This window comes from Citrobacter sp. CFNIH10, from assembly GCF_002934585.1.
Taxonomy (GTDB): Bacteria; Pseudomonadota; Gammaproteobacteria; order Enterobacterales; family Enterobacteriaceae; genus Citrobacter_A; species Citrobacter_A amalonaticus.
Window position 1 is genome coordinate 1,872,534 of the sequence record NZ_CP026216.1, and the last position, 16,306, is coordinate 1,888,839.

The following is a 16,306-nucleotide window of genomic DNA, read 5'->3' on the forward strand; positions in this document are numbered from 1 at the left end:
GTAGACGTCCGTTTCTAAATGAGTGGTGCCCGGACTCGGAATCGAACCAAGGACACGGGGATTTTCAATCCCCTGCTCTACCGACTGAGCTATCCGGGCAACGGGGCGCATTAAACCGTAATCATGCACGACAGTCAACCTAATTTAGGGAAAAGCTGTTCAACTGCTTAAGTTTGCGGCAATCTGTGCGTTTCTGCGTTCAGTTTGCACAAATCTTCCAGACAGATGCGTTCTGAACAGGCAATGCTGGCAGCGAGAGGAGGGCAGTATGGCAAACGACTGGCTTGAGCTGCGACAACATGCCGATACCGGTATTGAGACAATCAAAGCCCATTTTGAAGGGCATGCATTTGACCCGCACTGGCACGATAGCTTTCTGGTCGGTATTACCCTTTCCGGTACGCAGCAATTTCACTGTCGGCGTGAGTGTCACCACAGCCAACCGGGTGATGCTTTTTTGCTGGAGCCGGGTGAGATTCATGATGGCGATGCGCCGGTGGCCGGTGGGTTTACCTATCTCACCTTTTATCTGGATGAGCAGTGGCTGACAAAAACGTTGCAGGGCCTTTATGACACCACGCCGGACAGCTATTCCCTGCATTTCAGCCGGACGCTGTCGCGTGAGCCGCAGCTGGTGCGCGCCATTGGCGAAACGTTTAACGCCTTGCATACCGAAGAGATGCGTATTGTGCAACAAAGTACGATGGATCATCTTCTTTCACAGCTCACCACCCATTGCCACTGGCGAAAGCGCCTCCCTTCGCAGATACAGAGCGCGGCGATCGCCCATCGCGCCCGGGATTATCTGCATGCGCATATGGGTGACAACATTGGCCTTTCCGATCTGGCGCGTGAGACCGGAACGGATCGTTTTACGCTGACGCGCAGCTTTAAACGCGAGTTTCACCTCGCTCCACACGCATGGTTGATTCAGCTACGGCTGGCAAAGGCACGTCAGATGCTGGCGAAGGGCGCGCTGCCGGTTAATGTCGCAGCAGCGTTGGGATTTGCCGATCAAAGCCATCTGGGGCGCTGGTTCCAGCGCGCGTATCGTATTTCGCCTGCGCATTACCGTCGCTTGTGCACAAACCTTCCAGACGTTTACAGGAAATAGCGTCACAGTCAGAAGCTCAACTAAAAAGGAGTCTGCCTGTGAGTATCGCGCCGTTTTTGCTGTTTGCGTTTGTCGCCTCTATCACCCCCGGTCCCACCAATATCCTCATCCTGGCGAACAGTCAGCATCATGGCGTGAAAGCGACACTACCTGCGTTGGTCAGCGGTTGTGTGGCGGCGAGCATGATTGTGTTGATTTCTGGGGCCGGGGCTGGGGAGATATTGCATCAACATCCGCTGGTGCGGCAGGTGATGAGCTGGGCAGGCGTAGCGTGGCTAAGCTGGATGAGCTGGCAGTTATTTAGCGCTCCGGCTGCGAATCTGTCCGGAAAACCATCTCATCGCTTTACCGCGCGGGCCGCGGCGCTGTTGCAGGTAGTAAACCCGAAAACGTGGATGATGGCGTTGGCGGTGGTGAGTCTGTTTGCGCCGACCGGGAGTCACGCACTGCGCGATATTGCATTGATGGCGCTGTGGTTTTTGCTCATCTCTATCGGATGTTTGCTGTGTTGGGCGTGGCTGGGAAAGGCGGTAAATCGAGTGTTTCGCACCACCGTGGCGATGGTGCGTTTTCAGCGTGTGATGGCGTTGTGTTTGTTGATCTCTGCGTGGGCGGGAGTGTTTGCTTAGGTCAGCGCCCCGCCCTGGCGGCACTGGGCAAAGCGCAGAATGTCTTCTGCCAGACGATGCGCCGTCTCCACATCCGCATGGCTGCGATTGACCAGCATACGGCTCAGACAGCCTTCCAGCACCAGTTCCATCTGTTTAGCCACCATTGCCGGATCGTCAATCTCCAGCGTGGTCAGCAGTTCGTGAGTGAAATCGTGCGCCGCGCTTTTTTGCTGATCTGCCAGTTGATGAATGGGGTGCGACGGATCGGGATAAAACGTACAGGCGGCGATAAACAGGCAGCCCGGGTAACGATTGTTACTCACGCACTCTGCCAGCGCCGTGTAGCGGGCCAGCAGCTTTTGCTCGGCACTCAGGGTGTCATCCAGCAATAGCTGGCGACGCCAGATATCCACCTGTTGGCTGAGATAGCGCAGCGCGTCATACAGAATGGCCTCTTTGTCCGGCCAGAAACGCTGCATTTCATCGAGCGGATAATCTACGCGCTCGGCCACCATCTCCAGTGTGGTGTTCGCAATCCCATGGATCTCGAGTAATTTTAGGGCTTCTCCCAGGACATCTTCACGTTGCACGGTCATTCCTCCGTCTTTACCTCTGAAAGTGTCGCTCACGGTTGGCGATCGCGCAAATGCGCACTAAACGTCGCCGCATCCATAAAGCCCGTCACCCGTGCCTGCGGGTGTTCCTGACCTTGCGTATCAAAGAACAGGATGGTTGGCAGTCCTAATACCTGCAAATGCTTCAACAGAGCCACATCCTGTGCGTTATTGGCGGTGACGTTAGCCTGTAACAGTACCGTATCGCCCAGCGCCTGTTTTACCTGTGGATGGCTGAAGGTGTACTTTTCAAACTCTTTACAGGCGACGCACCAGTCGGCGTACAGGTCCAGCATCACCGGTTTGCCTTTCGCCTCGGCCAACGCCTGATTAAGCTCCTCAACGCTTGCCACCGGTTTGAAGTCCAGATGCGCCTGTGTCTGGGTCACCGTCGTGCCAAACGCCCAGTCCTGGAGCGGACGCACGCTGACCAGCGCCGCCGCCAGCAGGATTATCTGCACGATGCGCATCCAGCTACGCGTTGCTTGCAGGCTGGTAATAAACGCCCAGCCAAAGAAGGCCACGCCCAGCAGCGACCACAGGCGTAAGCCCCACGTATCGCCGATGATGCGCTCCAGCAAAAAGACCGGCAGCGCGAGAATAACAAAGCCAAACGCCGTTTTGACCTGCGCCATCCACGGCCCGCTTTTCGGCAGCAGACGGTTACCAAAGACGGTGACCAGCATCAGCGGCAGCCCCATCCCTAGTGCATAGAGATACAGCGTACCGCCGCCGAGCCACAGATTCCCGCTCTGAGCGATATACAACAAAATGGCGCTCAGCGGTGCGGTGGTACACGGCGAACAAATCAGCCCGGCAATCGCGCCCATCACAAACACGCCACCCGCAGAACCGCCTTGCTGACGGTTACTCATCAGCGTGAGGCGCGTTTGCAGCGACGATGGCAGTTGCAGGGTGAACAGGCCGAACATCGACAGGGCGAGCAGGGTAAAGACCACTGCCAGGCCGATTAAGACATACGGATGCTGAAGAGCCGCCTGGAACTGCAATCCGGCGGCGGCCACCACCAGCCCCAGCGCGGTATAGGTCAGCGCCATCCCCTGTACGTAGATGAATGTCAGCAGCAGTGCGCGTCCGGTGGAAAGACGCTGTTTACCGCCCAGTACGATGCCGGAAATCAGTGGATACATCGGCAGTACGCAGGGGGTAAAAGCGATGCCAATACCGATCAGCAGCGCCCACAGGGCGGAGAAGGGGAGCTGGGCTGGCGCTTGCTCCGGCTGCGGCGGTTGCTGTATTGCTGCTGGCGCCACTGGTTTCGGCTTCGCGCTGGCGGTCACTTCACTTAGCGGCACGGTTTTGCTTTCCGGCGGATAACAGAAACCCGCATCGGCACAGCCCTGATACGTGACCGTTAGCGTGGCGCCAGACTGCGCCTGGTTGACGGTAACCGGAATGGTGAGCGTATTGCGATAGATTTCGCTTTTCCCGTAGAACTCATCTTCATGCCAGACGCCCGCTGGCAGCGTCACTTCCGCGATTTCCGCCCGTGCAGGGGTAATACTGATCTGCTTGCGATACAGGTAATACCCGTCTTTCACCTGCCAGGTGAGATTAAGATCGTGTTGGTTTTGCTGAAAGTCAAAGGCAAAGGCCTGGTCAGCAGGGACAAAATTCGAGCGACCCGGCGCGTCGAAAAGTCCGGCAAAAGTCGATGTGCTGCAAAAAAGCAGGATCAGCGTAAGGATGCGTTGAGCCATGAGAGGTAATCACTGTCTCCGTGGGTAACGGGTAAAACCAGAAGCTCGGGCGTTTGATACGGGTGATGAGACTTCAGGCAATCGAGTAAGGCGTCCTGGTGTGCCACCGAGGTTTTTAAGATCATCTGGACTTCGTATTCCTGCTCCAGTTTTCCTTCCCAGTAATACAGCGAGGTGGCACCGGGAATAATCGTGGCGCAGGCCGCCAGTTTTTCTGCCAGCACTTTGGCCGCCAGATCCTGGGCGGTGGCTTCATCCGGCGCGGTACAGAGTACAACAACGACATCGGAGAGGGCGATATCCTGACGACTCACATCATGCATAAACACCTCGAATGAACAGAATGACCGGCAAAAGAGAGGTCACTATACAACGGACGAGGGAAGGATGTTAGACAAAGGGGAGGGAAATGCGGGGCGTGAACACGCCCCGCAGGTAACACTTACAGCATGAAACTGCCCAGCAGGAAGCCGAAGCAAACCGCCAGTAACACACCCAGCGTACCAGGGATGAAGAACGGGTGGTTAAAGACAAATTTACCGATACGCGTTGTCCCGGTGTCATCCATCTGTACCGCCGCAACCAGCGTTGGGTAAGTAGGCAGAATGAACAGACCAGAAACCGCAGCGAAAGACGCAACGGCAGTCAGCGGAGAAACGTTCAGCGCCAGCGCCATCGGCATCAGTGCTTTAGCGGTTGCTGCCTGAGAGTACAGCAGTGCAGAAGCAAAGAAGAAGATGACAGCCAGCAGCCACGGATGGCCCTGAATCACTTCACCTGCAGTGTCTTTGATCCAGTCAATGTTGTGAGACACGAACGTGTCACCCAGCCATGCAACGCCCAGAATACAAATACAGGCGCTCATACCGGCTTTGAAGGTGCTGGAGTTGAGGATGGCGTCGGTTTCCACTTTGCACATGATCGTGGTCAGCGTCGCGACGCTCAGCATGATGATCAGGATAGCGTTGGTGGTGTTCATCAGCGGTTTCTCAACCAGACCGAGGCTCGGGCTGTTGATGATCGCATAAACCACTACGCACACTACGCCCAGCAGGAACAGCCAGACGGAGTTCTTCGCCATAGGTTTGATTTCGATCTGCTTCTCACCGCGCAGCTCAATCAAACCCTCTTCCAGACGTTTACGGTATACCGGATCGTCAGAGAGCCTGGAGTTGAACAGCATGGTCACGAGGAAGGACATTACCAGCACCGCCAGCAGCGTGGACGGAATGACCACAGACAGCAGGTGGATGTAGCTAATGCCATGGCCTTCCATGACCGAAGACATGTAGACGACCGCAGCAGAGATAGGCGATGCAGTGATCGCTATCTGAGCGGAAACCACCGCGGTGGAGAGCGGACGGCAAGGCTTGATGCCCTGTTCCTTCGCCACTTCAGCGATAACCGGCAGCGTTGCCAGGGAGATGTTCCCGGTGCCTGCAAAAATAGTCAGGAAATAGGTCACGATCGGTGCAAGGATCGTGATGTATTTCGGATTCCGACGCAGCAGTTTTTCTGTCTGGTTAACCAGATAGTCCAGACCGCCCGCAACCTGCATCGCGGAGATAGCAGCGATAACCGCCATGATGATGGAAATCACATCGAACGGAATGTTACCCGGTTTCACGCCGATAGCGGCAAGAACCAGAACACCCAGTCCACCTGCAAATCCAATCCCGATGCCCCCAAGTCTGGCGCCCAAAAAGATTGCCAGCAAAACAATGATAAGTTCGACAACTATCATATTAGCCTTCCTTGTTGTTTAACAAGTTGATATTAAATTGTTGTTATTTAGTAACTTCTTATAAGAAAAAAGGCACGTCATCTGACGTGCCCTCCATGGTACTACCCTGTACGATTACTGTTCGTTTTCATCAGTATAGCGTTTTGCTTTATAAGCCGGGTGCATCAGGTTCTGTGCGGAGAAAATATCGTCCAGCTCAGCTTCAGTCAACAGACCGCGCTCCAGCACCACTTCACGTACGCTCTTACCGGTTTCGGCACAAATCTTACCGACGATGTCGCCGTTGTGGTGGCCGATGAACGGGTTGAGGTAGGTGACGATGCCGATAGAGTTGTAGACATACCCTTCGCACACTTCTTTGTTAGCGGTAATACCGTTAACACATTTCTCCAGCAGGTTGTAGCAGGCGTTGCTCAGGATGTGAATCGATTCAAACATCGCCTGACCAATCACTGGCTCCATCACGTTCAGCTGCAGCTGACCGGCTTCAGACGCCATGGTGACGGTGATGTCGTTACCGATGACTTTGAAGCACACCTGGTTGACGACTTCCGGTACAACCGGGTTCACTTTCGCTGGCATGATAGAAGAGCCCGCCTGCAGTTCCGGCAGGTTGATCTCATTCAGGCCGGCACGTGGGCCAGAGGAGAGCAAGCGCAGGTCGTTACAGATTTTGGACATCTTCACCGCCAGGCGTTTCAGCGCGCCGTGTACCATCACGTAAGCGCCGCAGTCAGAGGTCGCTTCGATCAGGTCTTCAGCAGGAACGCAGGCAAAGCCAGTGACTTCCGCCAGTTTCTGTACTGCCAGCGGAGAGTACTCTTTCGGGGTATTCAGACCGGTACCGATAGCCGTTGCGCCGAGGTTAACCTCCAGCAGCAGTTCAGCGGTACGCTCGATGTTTTTCACTTCTTCTTTCAGCAGTACGCTGAAAGCACGGAATTCCTGACCCAGGGTCATCGGAACTGCATCCTGCAACTGGGTACGACCCATTTTCAGGATGTCCTGGAATTCGACAGCTTTACGCTCAAAGCCTTCACGCAGTTGGTTGATAGCATCGACCAGTTTTACGATAGAAGCGTAAACGGCGATGCGGAAACCGGTTGGGTAGGCGTCGTTAGTAGACTGACATTTGTTCACGTGGTCGTTCGGGTTCAGGTACTGATATTCACCTTTCTGGTGACCCATCAGCTCCAGCCCGATATTGGCCAGCACTTCGTTGGTATTCATGTTGACGGAGGTGCCTGCACCGCCCTGGTAAACGTCTACCGGGAACTGGTCCATGCATTTGCCGTTATTCAGGACTTCATCACATGCAGCAATGATGGCGTTCGCTACACTCTTAGGGATGGTCTGCAACTCTTTGTTTGCCAGAGCAGCGGCCTTCTTAACCATTACCATGCCGCGCACAAATTCAGGGATGTCACTGATTTTGTTGTTGCTGATGTAGAAGTTTTCAATCGCTCTCAGAGTGTGAACACCATAGTAGGCTTCGGCTGGAACTTCCCTGGTACCCAACAGATCTTCTTCGATACGAATGTTGTTTAACATGTGAACCTTCTTTATTTAAAGCTGCCAATGAATGCACTAAACACACAGAATATATGTGGTTTCGATTGTTTCTTGACCGACGATTATCCCCTACATCGGTCTGGTCAACGAGATCATATTCTGCTTCAGAAATTGTGCCGTAATCTGGATCACTTTAAGTGTGGTAAATTACTCCTTAATTATTATTTTGTGAAATAGGTCACCGCTTTAGGATTATCTCTAAAAATAAGTGTACAAATAGCTTGAAATTTTGCGAACTACCCCTACATCCGACTAATGCGAATCGCAACTATTTTCGGGCCGACGTGGGCATCACGGCGGTCGTTTGAGGAGAATCCTTTTGCGCTGGATACCGTTACTTGCAGTCTTTCTCTATGTTTATATTGAGATTTCTATCTTTATTCAGGTTGCCCATGTGATGGGTGTACTGATGACGCTCATACTGGTGATTTTCACCTCGGTCATCGGGATGTCGCTGGTACGCAACCAGGGGTTTAAGAACTTTTTGCTGATGCAGCAGAAAATGGCGGCAGGAGAGAGCCCGGCTGAAGAGATGATCAAGAGTGTTTCGCTGATCATCGCGGGTCTGTTGCTGTTGTTGCCAGGCTTTTTCACCGACTTCCTCGGTCTTCTTCTTTTATTACCACCGGTGCAGAAGCATCTGACGATGAAGCTGCTGCCGCATTTGCGTTTTTCCCGGATGCCGGGTGGCGGCTTTAGCGCCGGAACCGGCGGTGGCGACACCTTTGACGGTGAGTTCCAGCGCAAAGATGAAGAACGTGACCGTATCGAACACAAAGACGATCGTCGCGACTGATTCCCGTAGGCCCGGTAAGCGTAAGCGCCACCGGGCATTTTCGTGGAACCGGCCTATAAGTGATGTTCAACCTTTTTTCGTTGTGGCAAAAACAGCCACAGTATCGCCAACATAATCAGCGCATACAGACTCTTCCAGCCGACCATTGCCAGTAACAGAAGGCATAGTAATCCGCCCACCATTGCCAGCGCGCGATACCGCCCTTTCAACAGGCGACACCCTGCCAGCATGCACAACAGATAGATCATGATAAAGATGCCGTTGGCATAGACGATGAGCGCATCGAGATTGATCTCTAACGCATAAATGCACAGCGTACTGACTACGCAGCAGCCCAGCACGGCATTGAGCGCGTTGCGTGGAATATGACGGGAGGAGAGGCGGGCCAGATAATGGTCCGGTTTATATTGCGCCTGTGACCACACCAGACGGGCAAAACTCTGAATATAAATATTGAGGCTGGCAAAGCAGGCCAGATAACCGATCACACAGGCTACCCACAGCGCCTGAACGCCAAACAATTGCACGACAATTTCCGGTAATGAGGCCGCCGCTGCCATCGTTTCGCCATAGGCATCAAAGTGCAGAACCACAACGGTGCAGGCCCAATAGACCGAACCGGCCAGCAGCAGACCCATCATCAGTGCGCGAGGGAAATCCCGTTCGGGGTCTTTGAATTCTGAGGCCAGATGGGCGAACGCTTCCAGACCGACGAAGCACCAGAACATCACCGACAGCGCGGAGAATAACCCCGACATTTCAATATCGGCTGGCGCAGGGAAAGGGATTTCTGCTGGTGTGAGATCGCCAGCCCACCAGATAGCGACAATCAGCGCCACGATCAGACCGGCAATCACCGTTTGCAGGTTTGCGCTGGAGCTCGCGCCGCGTGAACCGATAAACCACACCAGCGCCAGTGTACCCAGTTCGGCCAGCAATAGTTGCCAGCCGTGCCAGCCAAACATCGCCTGACCAAACCCGGCGGCAATGTGCAGCGCAGCAGGAAGACCCACGGGAATGACGGACAAAAACAGCCAGCCGGTGACCCGTTCAAGATGTGGGCCAAACGCCATGCCGACGAAATGTGCGACGCCGCCTGCGCTGGGGTAATGTCGGCCTAGCAGGGCAAACACAATCGCAACGGGAAACACCAGCACAATCAAAACTGGCCAGGCCCACAGGCTGTTGTTGCCTGCTACCAGTGCCGCCAGGGCCGGGACGGCAAACACGCCTGTTCCCAATAATGATGTCGACAACAGGCCAATACCCTGAGCCAATCCAAGCTCTTGTTTCAGTCCACTCATGAGTTGTTATCCGTTTGCGCCTGAATGCCAGGCCACTGCGCAGGTTTTCGATGTTATCACAATCAGATTTGCTTATGACGCCAGCGATTAAATAGGCGAGAAATGTGAGGTAAGTAGGGTTTTTACAGGATTTTTTGCTGATCAGAATTTTTTTTCACATTGCCCCTTGAAGGGGCAAAAACCCATCCCCATCTCTCTGGTCACTAGCCGGGAACCTTAGCGGGCCGGCGTCACCCATAACTGATAATGACTTTCTCAAAGGAGAGCTATCAATGAGTATTCGTCCGTTACATGATCGCGTGATCGTTAAACGTAAAGAAGTTGAGTCCAAATCTGCTGGCGGCATCGTTCTGACCGGTTCTGCAGCGGGTAAATCAACTCGTGGCGAAATCATCGCTGTCGGTAAGGGTCGCATCCTGGATAACGGTACCGTGCAACCGCTGGACGTGAAAGTCGGCGACATCGTGATTTTCAACGATGGTTACGGTGTGAAATCTGAGAAGATCGACAATGAAGAAGTGTTGATCATGTCTGAAAGCGACATCCTGGCAATTGTTGAAGCGTAATCCGCGAACGACACTGAACATACGAATTTAAGGGAAAGAGAAAATGGCAGCTAAAGACGTAAAATTCGGTAACGACGCTCGTGTGAAAATGCTGCGCGGCGTAAACGTACTGGCAGACGCAGTGAAAGTCACCCTCGGTCCGAAAGGCCGTAACGTCGTTCTGGACAAATCCTTCGGCGCACCGACCATCACTAAAGATGGTGTTTCCGTAGCACGTGAAATCGAACTGGAAGACAAGTTCGAAAACATGGGCGCGCAGATGGTGAAAGAAGTCGCCTCTAAAGCGAATGACGCAGCAGGCGACGGTACCACCACTGCGACCGTACTGGCTCAGTCCATCATCACCGAAGGTCTGAAAGCCGTTGCTGCGGGTATGAACCCGATGGACCTGAAGCGTGGTATCGACAAAGCGGTTGCGGCTGCGGTTGAAGAACTGAAAGCGCTGTCCGTACCGTGCTCCGACTCTAAAGCCATTGCTCAGGTGGGTACCATCTCTGCTAACTCCGACGAAACCGTAGGTAAACTGATCGCAGAAGCGATGGACAAAGTCGGTAAAGAAGGCGTGATTACCGTGGAAGACGGTACCGGTCTGCAGGACGAACTGGACGTCGTTGAAGGTATGCAGTTCGACCGTGGCTACCTGTCACCGTACTTCATCAACAAGCCGGAAACTGGTGCAGTAGAACTGGAAAGCCCGTTCATCCTGCTGGCTGACAAGAAAATCTCCAACATCCGCGAAATGCTGCCGGTTCTGGAAGCCGTTGCGAAAGCAGGCAAACCGCTGCTGATCATCGCTGAAGATGTGGAAGGCGAAGCGCTGGCAACGCTGGTGGTTAACACCATGCGCGGCATCGTGAAAGTGGCTGCGGTTAAAGCTCCTGGTTTCGGCGATCGTCGTAAAGCGATGCTGCAGGATATCGCGACTCTGACTGGCGGTACCGTGATCTCTGAAGAGATCGGTATGGAGCTGGAAAAAGCAACGCTGGAAGACCTGGGTCAGGCAAAACGCGTTGTGATCAACAAAGACACCACCACCATCATCGATGGCGTGGGTGACGAAGCGGCAATCCAGGGTCGTGTGACTCAGATTCGTCAGCAGATCGAAGAAGCCACCTCCGACTACGACCGCGAAAAACTGCAGGAGCGCGTAGCGAAACTGGCAGGCGGCGTGGCAGTCATCAAAGTTGGTGCTGCGACTGAAGTTGAAATGAAAGAGAAAAAAGCCCGCGTTGAAGATGCCCTGCACGCGACCCGTGCTGCGGTAGAAGAAGGCGTGGTTGCCGGTGGTGGCGTGGCGCTGATTCGCGTAGCCTCCAAAATCGCTGGCCTGAAAGGTCAGAACGAAGATCAGAACGTCGGTATCAAAGTTGCGCTGCGCGCAATGGAATCTCCGCTGCGTCAGATCGTTCTGAACTGCGGCGAAGAACCGTCTGTTGTCGCTAACACCGTGAAAGCGGGCGATGGCAACTACGGTTACAACGCAGCGACCGAAGAATACGGCAACATGATCGATATGGGTATCCTGGATCCAACCAAAGTCACCCGTTCTGCTCTGCAGTACGCGGCTTCTGTGGCTGGCCTGATGATCACCACCGAGTGCATGGTAACCGACCTGCCGAAAGGCGACGCGCCTGACTTAGGTGCTGCTGGTGGTATGGGCGGCATGGGTGGTATGGGCGGCATGATGTAATCGCCTACACCCTGCATCCTTCAGGCTGCAGGGTGTTAATCTCCCAGAAATGAGAAACCCTCGGGCAGAAATGTTCGGGGGTTTTTCTTTTGGTCATCTTTTTAGTATAAGATTCAGTGACGGACAAAACGTCCAGCTCATTGATTATGGGGAATAACATGCACGTGAAATATTTAGCAGGGATCGTCGGTGCCGCGCTACTGATGGCGGGTTGTAGCTCCAGCAACGAACTGAGTTCCGCAGGGCAAAGCGTTCGCTTTGTGGAAGAGAAGCCAGGCGCTGAATGTCAGTTGATTGGCACGGCCACCGGGAAGCAAAGCAACTGGCTTTCTGGTCAGCACGGTGAAGAAGGCGGTTCTATGCGTGGTGCGGCAAATGACCTGCGCAACCAGGCAGCAGCGATGGGCGGCAACGTGATTTATGGCGTCAGCAGCCCGAGCCAGGGCATGTTATCCAGCTTTGTCCCGACCGCCAGTGAGATGATTGGCCAGGTTTATAAGTGCCCTAATTGATTACACTTCATCCTTCAACCAGCCTCTTTATTGGCTGCGCTGTGAAACCCCAGTCACATAGTTATCTATGCTCCTGGGGATTTCTTCGCTTGCCGCCGCGATTCTGATTGAATGATTTTGTGTAATGACTCGAAGTTATGTCGTAGGCCTGATAAGCGCAGCGCCATCAGGCGTGCTGTGTTGCGGTGTTAACGGACTGAACCCGTAAATGATGTAGCGCGCGCAGGCATTGCTCCTGGGTCAGCGTCTGCGTTTTATTGGCCGTCAGCGTTCTGACAGAGACCTGACACGGTTTACCTGCCAGCTTTTTCAGCCTCGGGCTAAAGTCGAGTACACGACGGGAAATGGCTTCCGCCTCTTTACTACCCGATGGAACGCGGGTTTTCACGACAGCGCCGCAGAACCGTTCCTTTCCTGTTTCATCCGTAAAACGATAAAGTACCGCAAGATAATGTGTGAAAAGCGCGTGTTTCCACTCTGACTGCGTGTAGGCGTCGTATTCCAGTCGCTCATGGTCCAGACAGTCCGCATCGTACAGCGGCAAAAAATCCAGCAACGAGGAGATCCTCAGTGCCAGTTCCCGCATACCCGCGTTCTCTATCGCCCGAATAATGGCATACACCAAAGTATCAATCTGCAATTCGTTCACCCGCAGGTCGCAAGTTGTGCCATCGTGAAGCGTGAAGGTCAGTGTGATGTTGTCACCACTCGCGTCAGTTAAGGCGACGGCGGTGACACGGCGATGAATATCCGCATGTCGAAGTTCGTTTTCCACCATCGCGGGAATGTTTTCCTGCATTTTCTTGCTGATAGCATCGCGCGTTTTTTCGTAGTGCTGACGTTCGGCAGCGTTCAGTTGCTGTTTCTGGTACAGACGACTTTCCACGGCAATCAGCAGATCGCGTAATTCCAGCGCAGGTAGAAAAAACAGCGATTCCTTGTTCCTTTGCTCTTTAATTTTCAACGCCAGCGCGATGAATTCGTTCGCTTTACGAATAACACCCGTATTCACTCCTTTGATACTGATAGCCATAACGGTTCTTCCTCACCAATAATAAATTCAGCGATTAGTTGCGACTTATACATATGATTTTTAAATATATAGTTCGCAAGGTGTCGCTAAAATAGCATACAGAATGGGGGAATCCGGGGTTTTGGTGACAGGTGTCCGGATACGGACACCTGATTGCGAGGTTATTGTTGACGCAGTTGTAAATCCAGTGGCGTTTTACTCGGTTCGCCGCCAATTTCCCGCGCCAGTTTGGGCACCATATAACCCGAGACCAGGGTGAGCAGTTCACGCACAATCTGGCGCGCGTCATCATCCGTCACCATGAAATGCGCCGCCCCTTGCACTTTATCCAGCACGTGCAGGTAATAGGGCATGACGCCCGCATCAAACAGCGCATTACTGAGGTTCGCCAGCGTCTGCGCGTTATCATTGACGCCACGCAACAGGACGCTCTGATTGAGCAGCGTAACGCCTGCGATGCGTAGTTTCGCCATTGCTTGTCGAAACGCGTCATCCACCTCGTTAGCGTGGTTAATGTGATTCACCAGCAGGATCTGCAGCGAAGAACGGGTGAAGCGGGCAACCAGCCCCTCCGTAATCCTCGCAGGGATGACGATGGGCAGGCGACTGTGAATACGCAGACGTTTGATATGGGGAATGGCTTCCAGTTGTGTGAGCAGCCAGTCCAGCTCATGATCTTTGGCCATCAGCGGATCGCCGCCGGAGAAAATGATCTCATCCAGCTCGGTGTGCGCGTTAATGTAGTCCAGCGCCGTCTGCCAGTTTCGCTTATTTCCCTGATTTTCGGCGTACGGAAAGTGGCGACGGAAGCAATAGCGACAATTTACCGCACAGCCGCCTTTCACCAGCAGCAGCGCCCGGTTACGGTATTTATGCAGCAGTCCCGGTACGACGCTATGCTGTTCTTCCAGCGGATCGGTGGAGAAACCCGGCGCGGTAATAAACTCATCTTCGGAGGTAAGTACCTGACGTAAAAGCGGATCGTCAGGATTGCCTTTTTCCATACGTGCGATAAATGCACGCGGCACGCGCAGGGCGAACAGCCGTTTGGCGTCGCGTCCAGCCAACAGTTTTTCATCTGCGTCTATATTCAAAAGACGCAGGAGTTCATCGGGATTGGTCACAACATCGGCAAGTTGCGATAACCAATCTTCTCTGGATGGGGTATTTAGGGTTACAATATGCGCCATTTTGTGGCTTAGCTACCAGTTAACAATTTTCAGAGGGCCTTATGGCAACGTACTATAGCAACGATTTTCGTGCTGGTCTTAAAATCATGTTGGACGGCGAACCTTATGCGGTTGAAGCCAGCGAATTCGTTAAACCAGGTAAAGGTCAGGCTTTTGCGCGCGTGAAACTGCGTCGCCTGCTGACCGGTACTCGCGTTGAGAAAACCTTCAAGTCGACTGACTCTGCTGAAGGCGCTGACGTTGTAGATATGAACCTGACTTACCTGTACAACGACGGCGAGTTCTGGCACTTCATGAACAACGAAACCTTCGAGCAGCTTTCCGCAGATGCTAAAGCGATTGGCGATAGCGGAAAATGGTTGCTGGATCAGGCTGAGTGCATCGTGACCCTGTGGAACGGTCAGCCTATCTCCGTGACGCCGCCGAACTTTGTTGAACTGGAAATCGTTGATACCGATCCGGGTCTGAAAGGCGATACCGCTGGTACAGGTGGCAAGCCGGCAACGCTGTCTACTGGCGCCGTAGTTAAAGTGCCTCTGTTCGTTCAGATTGGCGAAGTGATTAAAGTGGATACGCGTTCAGGCGAATACGTTTCCCGCGTTAAATAATCCGCGCGTTTAGCTCATTATGGTGCAGCAGCTTTGCTGCGCCATTGTTTATCCAGGGCAGGAATGATGAAACGTCTTCTCGGTCTTGTAACACTGATTCTTCTCACCACCTCGTTGCTGGCGGGCTGCAATACCGCGCGCGGCTTTGGTGAGGATATTAAGCACCTCGGCAATTCCATTTCCCACGCGGCCAGTTAATTTTCTTCTCATCGTCCTAAAAAGCGTCTATCTCCCGGCATTGTTCGGGATCTTGTCTATGATTAAGTGGCACTACACAAATAACATTGGCTAGAAAAGGAAGACGTTATGGTTAAAAAGACAATTGCAGCGATCTTTTCTGTGTTAGTACTTTCCTCCGTGTTGACTGCGTGTAACACCACACGTGGTGTGGGCGAAGACATCTCCGACGGCGGCAACGCTATTTCAGGCGCAGCAACCAAAGCTCAGCAGTAACGGTGAAAACGGTACGGCAGTGTTGTCGTGCCGTTAATTTTTCAGCTCGGCTGGCGCAAGAAACGGCGAAAAGCGATTATCCATGTGTAACTTCATGCGGATATTGCGTTTGTAGGTGTACACCGTTTTGCCATGAATACTGAGCGCACAGGCAATCGCGTTGTTACTCGCCCCCTCCATCCACATCGTCAGTACTTTCTCTTCCTGTGGTGTAAGCAGCGTCGAGGCATTGCCGGGTGCTTCCGATACCGAGCCGCTCAGCAGGGCGTTGTGGATATTTTCAGCCAGTATCGCCAGAGAGACCTGCTTGGTTAATGATGCACAGACAGGATAGCGCTGCGTCTCTACCATCACGCCTCCTGACTCCAGTAATATCAACGGACTGCTGCCGCAGGCGAGTAAAAATGGGGCAATGGACTCGGCCGACAGGGTGTCGTTGAGAAAACCGTATAAGTCCGCAATAACCAGGTGAGGTTTCCACTGCTGGATGTGCTCTTTAACCAGTAAGAGATTATTGAGCCCAGAGACCAGAAACGACGTATTAAAGAGCTCGGAATGATTAAGCCATGCCTCGATCCCTGTGCGGGTGAAGTGGCAACGGTCAATCACTAATATTTTCAACATAGCGTTTTCGCATTCAGAAGTAAGGCAAATGGCTTCCTGACTTCAGAAAGCGTCCCATCATAGAGAAGTCGGATGAGTGCTGAATGCGCAAAATACGCAGCGAAATGCGCCTAATTCAAGCTTTTAGGTGCGGAAAGATAAAAATGTTGAAATT

The 16,306-nt window shown here is 53.2% G+C and carries 18 protein-coding genes and 1 tRNA gene; 9 read left to right on the forward strand and 10 right to left on the reverse strand.

What is annotated here, in order from left to right; translation table 11 throughout:
• Positions 1-23: 23 nt before the first annotated feature.
• Positions 24-99, reverse strand: a tRNA-Phe gene (locus C2U53_RS12455).
• A 169-nt stretch (positions 100-268) separates the two neighbouring features.
• Here C2U53_RS12455 and C2U53_RS12460 point away from each other — a divergent pair.
• Positions 269-1,114: an AraC family transcriptional regulator gene (locus C2U53_RS12460; RefSeq protein ID WP_044268503.1), complete on the forward strand. Its 846-nt coding sequence runs from the start codon at positions 269-271 to the stop codon at positions 1,112-1,114.
• A gap of 38 nt (positions 1,115-1,152) precedes the next feature.
• Positions 1,153-1,743 (forward strand): LysE family translocator, encoded by a 591-nt coding sequence (locus C2U53_RS12465; RefSeq protein WP_104445966.1) that lies wholly within the window; start codon positions 1,153-1,155, stop codon positions 1,741-1,743.
• Here C2U53_RS12465 and C2U53_RS12470 read toward each other — a convergent pair.
• The 5 genes from C2U53_RS12470 to aspA all read right to left on the reverse strand — a co-directional run bounded on the left by C2U53_RS12470 (position 1,740) and on the right by aspA (position 7,355).
• Positions 1,740-2,315, reverse strand: a complete 576-nt coding sequence (locus C2U53_RS12470) for a transcriptional regulator (RefSeq protein WP_043001810.1) — start codon at positions 2,313-2,315, stop codon at positions 1,740-1,742. The two genes, C2U53_RS12465 and C2U53_RS12470, sit on opposite strands and share 4 nt — an antisense overlap.
• A gap of 35 nt (positions 2,316-2,350) precedes the next feature.
• Positions 2,351-4,060, reverse strand: coding sequence for a protein-disulfide reductase DsbD (locus C2U53_RS12475; protein WP_099433550.1), 1,710 nt, complete (start codon positions 4,058-4,060; stop codon positions 2,351-2,353).
• A complete protein-coding gene (cutA, locus tag C2U53_RS12480; RefSeq protein ID WP_042999156.1) occupies positions 4,036-4,383 on the reverse strand; it encodes a divalent cation tolerance protein CutA in 348 nt (115 codons plus the stop codon). The genes C2U53_RS12475 and cutA overlap by 25 nt, the downstream gene beginning before the upstream one ends.
• 119 nt (positions 4,384-4,502) lie before the next feature.
• Positions 4,503-5,804, reverse strand: a complete 1,302-nt coding sequence (dcuA, locus tag C2U53_RS12485) for an anaerobic C4-dicarboxylate transporter DcuA (protein WP_042999157.1) — start codon at positions 5,802-5,804, stop codon at positions 4,503-4,505.
• A 114-nt stretch (positions 5,805-5,918) separates the two neighbouring features.
• Positions 5,919-7,355 carry an aspartate ammonia-lyase gene (gene aspA / locus C2U53_RS12490; RefSeq protein WP_042999158.1) on the reverse strand — a complete coding sequence of 479 codons (1,437 nt, stop codon included), beginning with the start codon at positions 7,353-7,355 and terminating at the stop codon, positions 5,919-5,921.
• Between the two features lie 340 nt (positions 7,356-7,695).
• Here aspA and C2U53_RS12500 point away from each other — a divergent pair, with 340 nt between their 5' ends.
• Positions 7,696-8,172, forward strand: coding sequence for an FxsA family protein (locus C2U53_RS12500; protein WP_042999159.1), 477 nt, complete (start codon positions 7,696-7,698; stop codon positions 8,170-8,172).
• 53 nt (positions 8,173-8,225) lie between these two features.
• Here C2U53_RS12500 and yjeH read toward each other — a convergent pair whose 3' ends face one another.
• Positions 8,226-9,476 carry an L-methionine/branched-chain amino acid transporter gene (yjeH, locus tag C2U53_RS12505; protein WP_042999160.1) on the reverse strand — a complete coding sequence of 417 codons (1,251 nt, stop codon included), beginning with the start codon at positions 9,474-9,476 and terminating at the stop codon, positions 8,226-8,228.
• Between the two features lie 272 nt (positions 9,477-9,748).
• Between yjeH and C2U53_RS12510 the strand changes: the two genes are divergently transcribed.
• The 3 genes from C2U53_RS12510 (at position 9,749) to C2U53_RS12520 (ending at position 12,244) form a co-directional block, all read left to right on the forward strand.
• Positions 9,749-10,042 (forward strand): co-chaperone GroES, encoded by a 294-nt coding sequence (locus C2U53_RS12510; protein WP_000027827.1) that lies wholly within the window; start codon positions 9,749-9,751, stop codon positions 10,040-10,042.
• A 43-nt stretch (positions 10,043-10,085) separates the two neighbouring features.
• Complete coding sequence (groL, locus tag C2U53_RS12515; protein ID WP_003025464.1) at positions 10,086-11,732, forward strand: chaperonin GroEL; 1,647 nt, start codon at positions 10,086-10,088, stop codon at positions 11,730-11,732.
• A 158-nt stretch (positions 11,733-11,890) separates the two neighbouring features.
• The gene (locus tag C2U53_RS12520; protein WP_042999161.1) at positions 11,891-12,244 is read left to right on the forward strand and encodes a DUF4156 domain-containing protein; all 354 of its coding nucleotides are present in this window, start codon (positions 11,891-11,893) and stop codon (positions 12,242-12,244) included.
• A 166-nt stretch (positions 12,245-12,410) separates the two neighbouring features.
• Here the strand turns inward: C2U53_RS12520 and yjeJ are convergent, their stop codons facing one another.
• Positions 12,411-13,277: a YjeJ family protein gene (gene yjeJ, locus C2U53_RS12525; protein WP_104445967.1), complete on the reverse strand. Its 867-nt coding sequence runs from the start codon at positions 13,275-13,277 to the stop codon at positions 12,411-12,413.
• 161 nt (positions 13,278-13,438) lie between these two features.
• Entirely contained in the window at positions 13,439-14,467 is a 1,029-nt protein-coding gene (gene epmB / locus C2U53_RS12530) for an EF-P beta-lysylation protein EpmB (RefSeq protein WP_104445968.1), read from the reverse strand.
• Between the two features lie 41 nt (positions 14,468-14,508).
• Between epmB and efp the strand changes: the two genes are divergently transcribed.
• The 3 genes from efp (at position 14,509) to ecnB (ending at position 15,528) form a co-directional block, all read left to right on the forward strand.
• Positions 14,509-15,075, forward strand: a complete 567-nt coding sequence (efp, locus tag C2U53_RS12535; protein ID WP_042999164.1) for an elongation factor P — start codon at positions 14,509-14,511, stop codon at positions 15,073-15,075.
• A gap of 63 nt (positions 15,076-15,138) precedes the next feature.
• Positions 15,139-15,273 (forward strand): entericidin A/B family lipoprotein, encoded by a 135-nt coding sequence (locus tag C2U53_RS12540; RefSeq protein WP_042999165.1) that lies wholly within the window; start codon positions 15,139-15,141, stop codon positions 15,271-15,273.
• A gap of 108 nt (positions 15,274-15,381) precedes the next feature.
• Positions 15,382-15,528, forward strand: coding sequence for a lipoprotein toxin entericidin B (gene ecnB, locus C2U53_RS12545; protein WP_042999166.1), 147 nt, complete (start codon positions 15,382-15,384; stop codon positions 15,526-15,528).
• 33 nt (positions 15,529-15,561) lie between these two features.
• Here ecnB and C2U53_RS12550 read toward each other — a convergent pair whose 3' ends face one another.
• Entirely contained in the window at positions 15,562-16,152 is a 591-nt protein-coding gene (locus tag C2U53_RS12550) for a LuxR C-terminal-related transcriptional regulator (RefSeq protein ID WP_044328366.1), read from the reverse strand.
• Between the last annotated feature and the right edge of the window lie 154 nt (positions 16,153-16,306).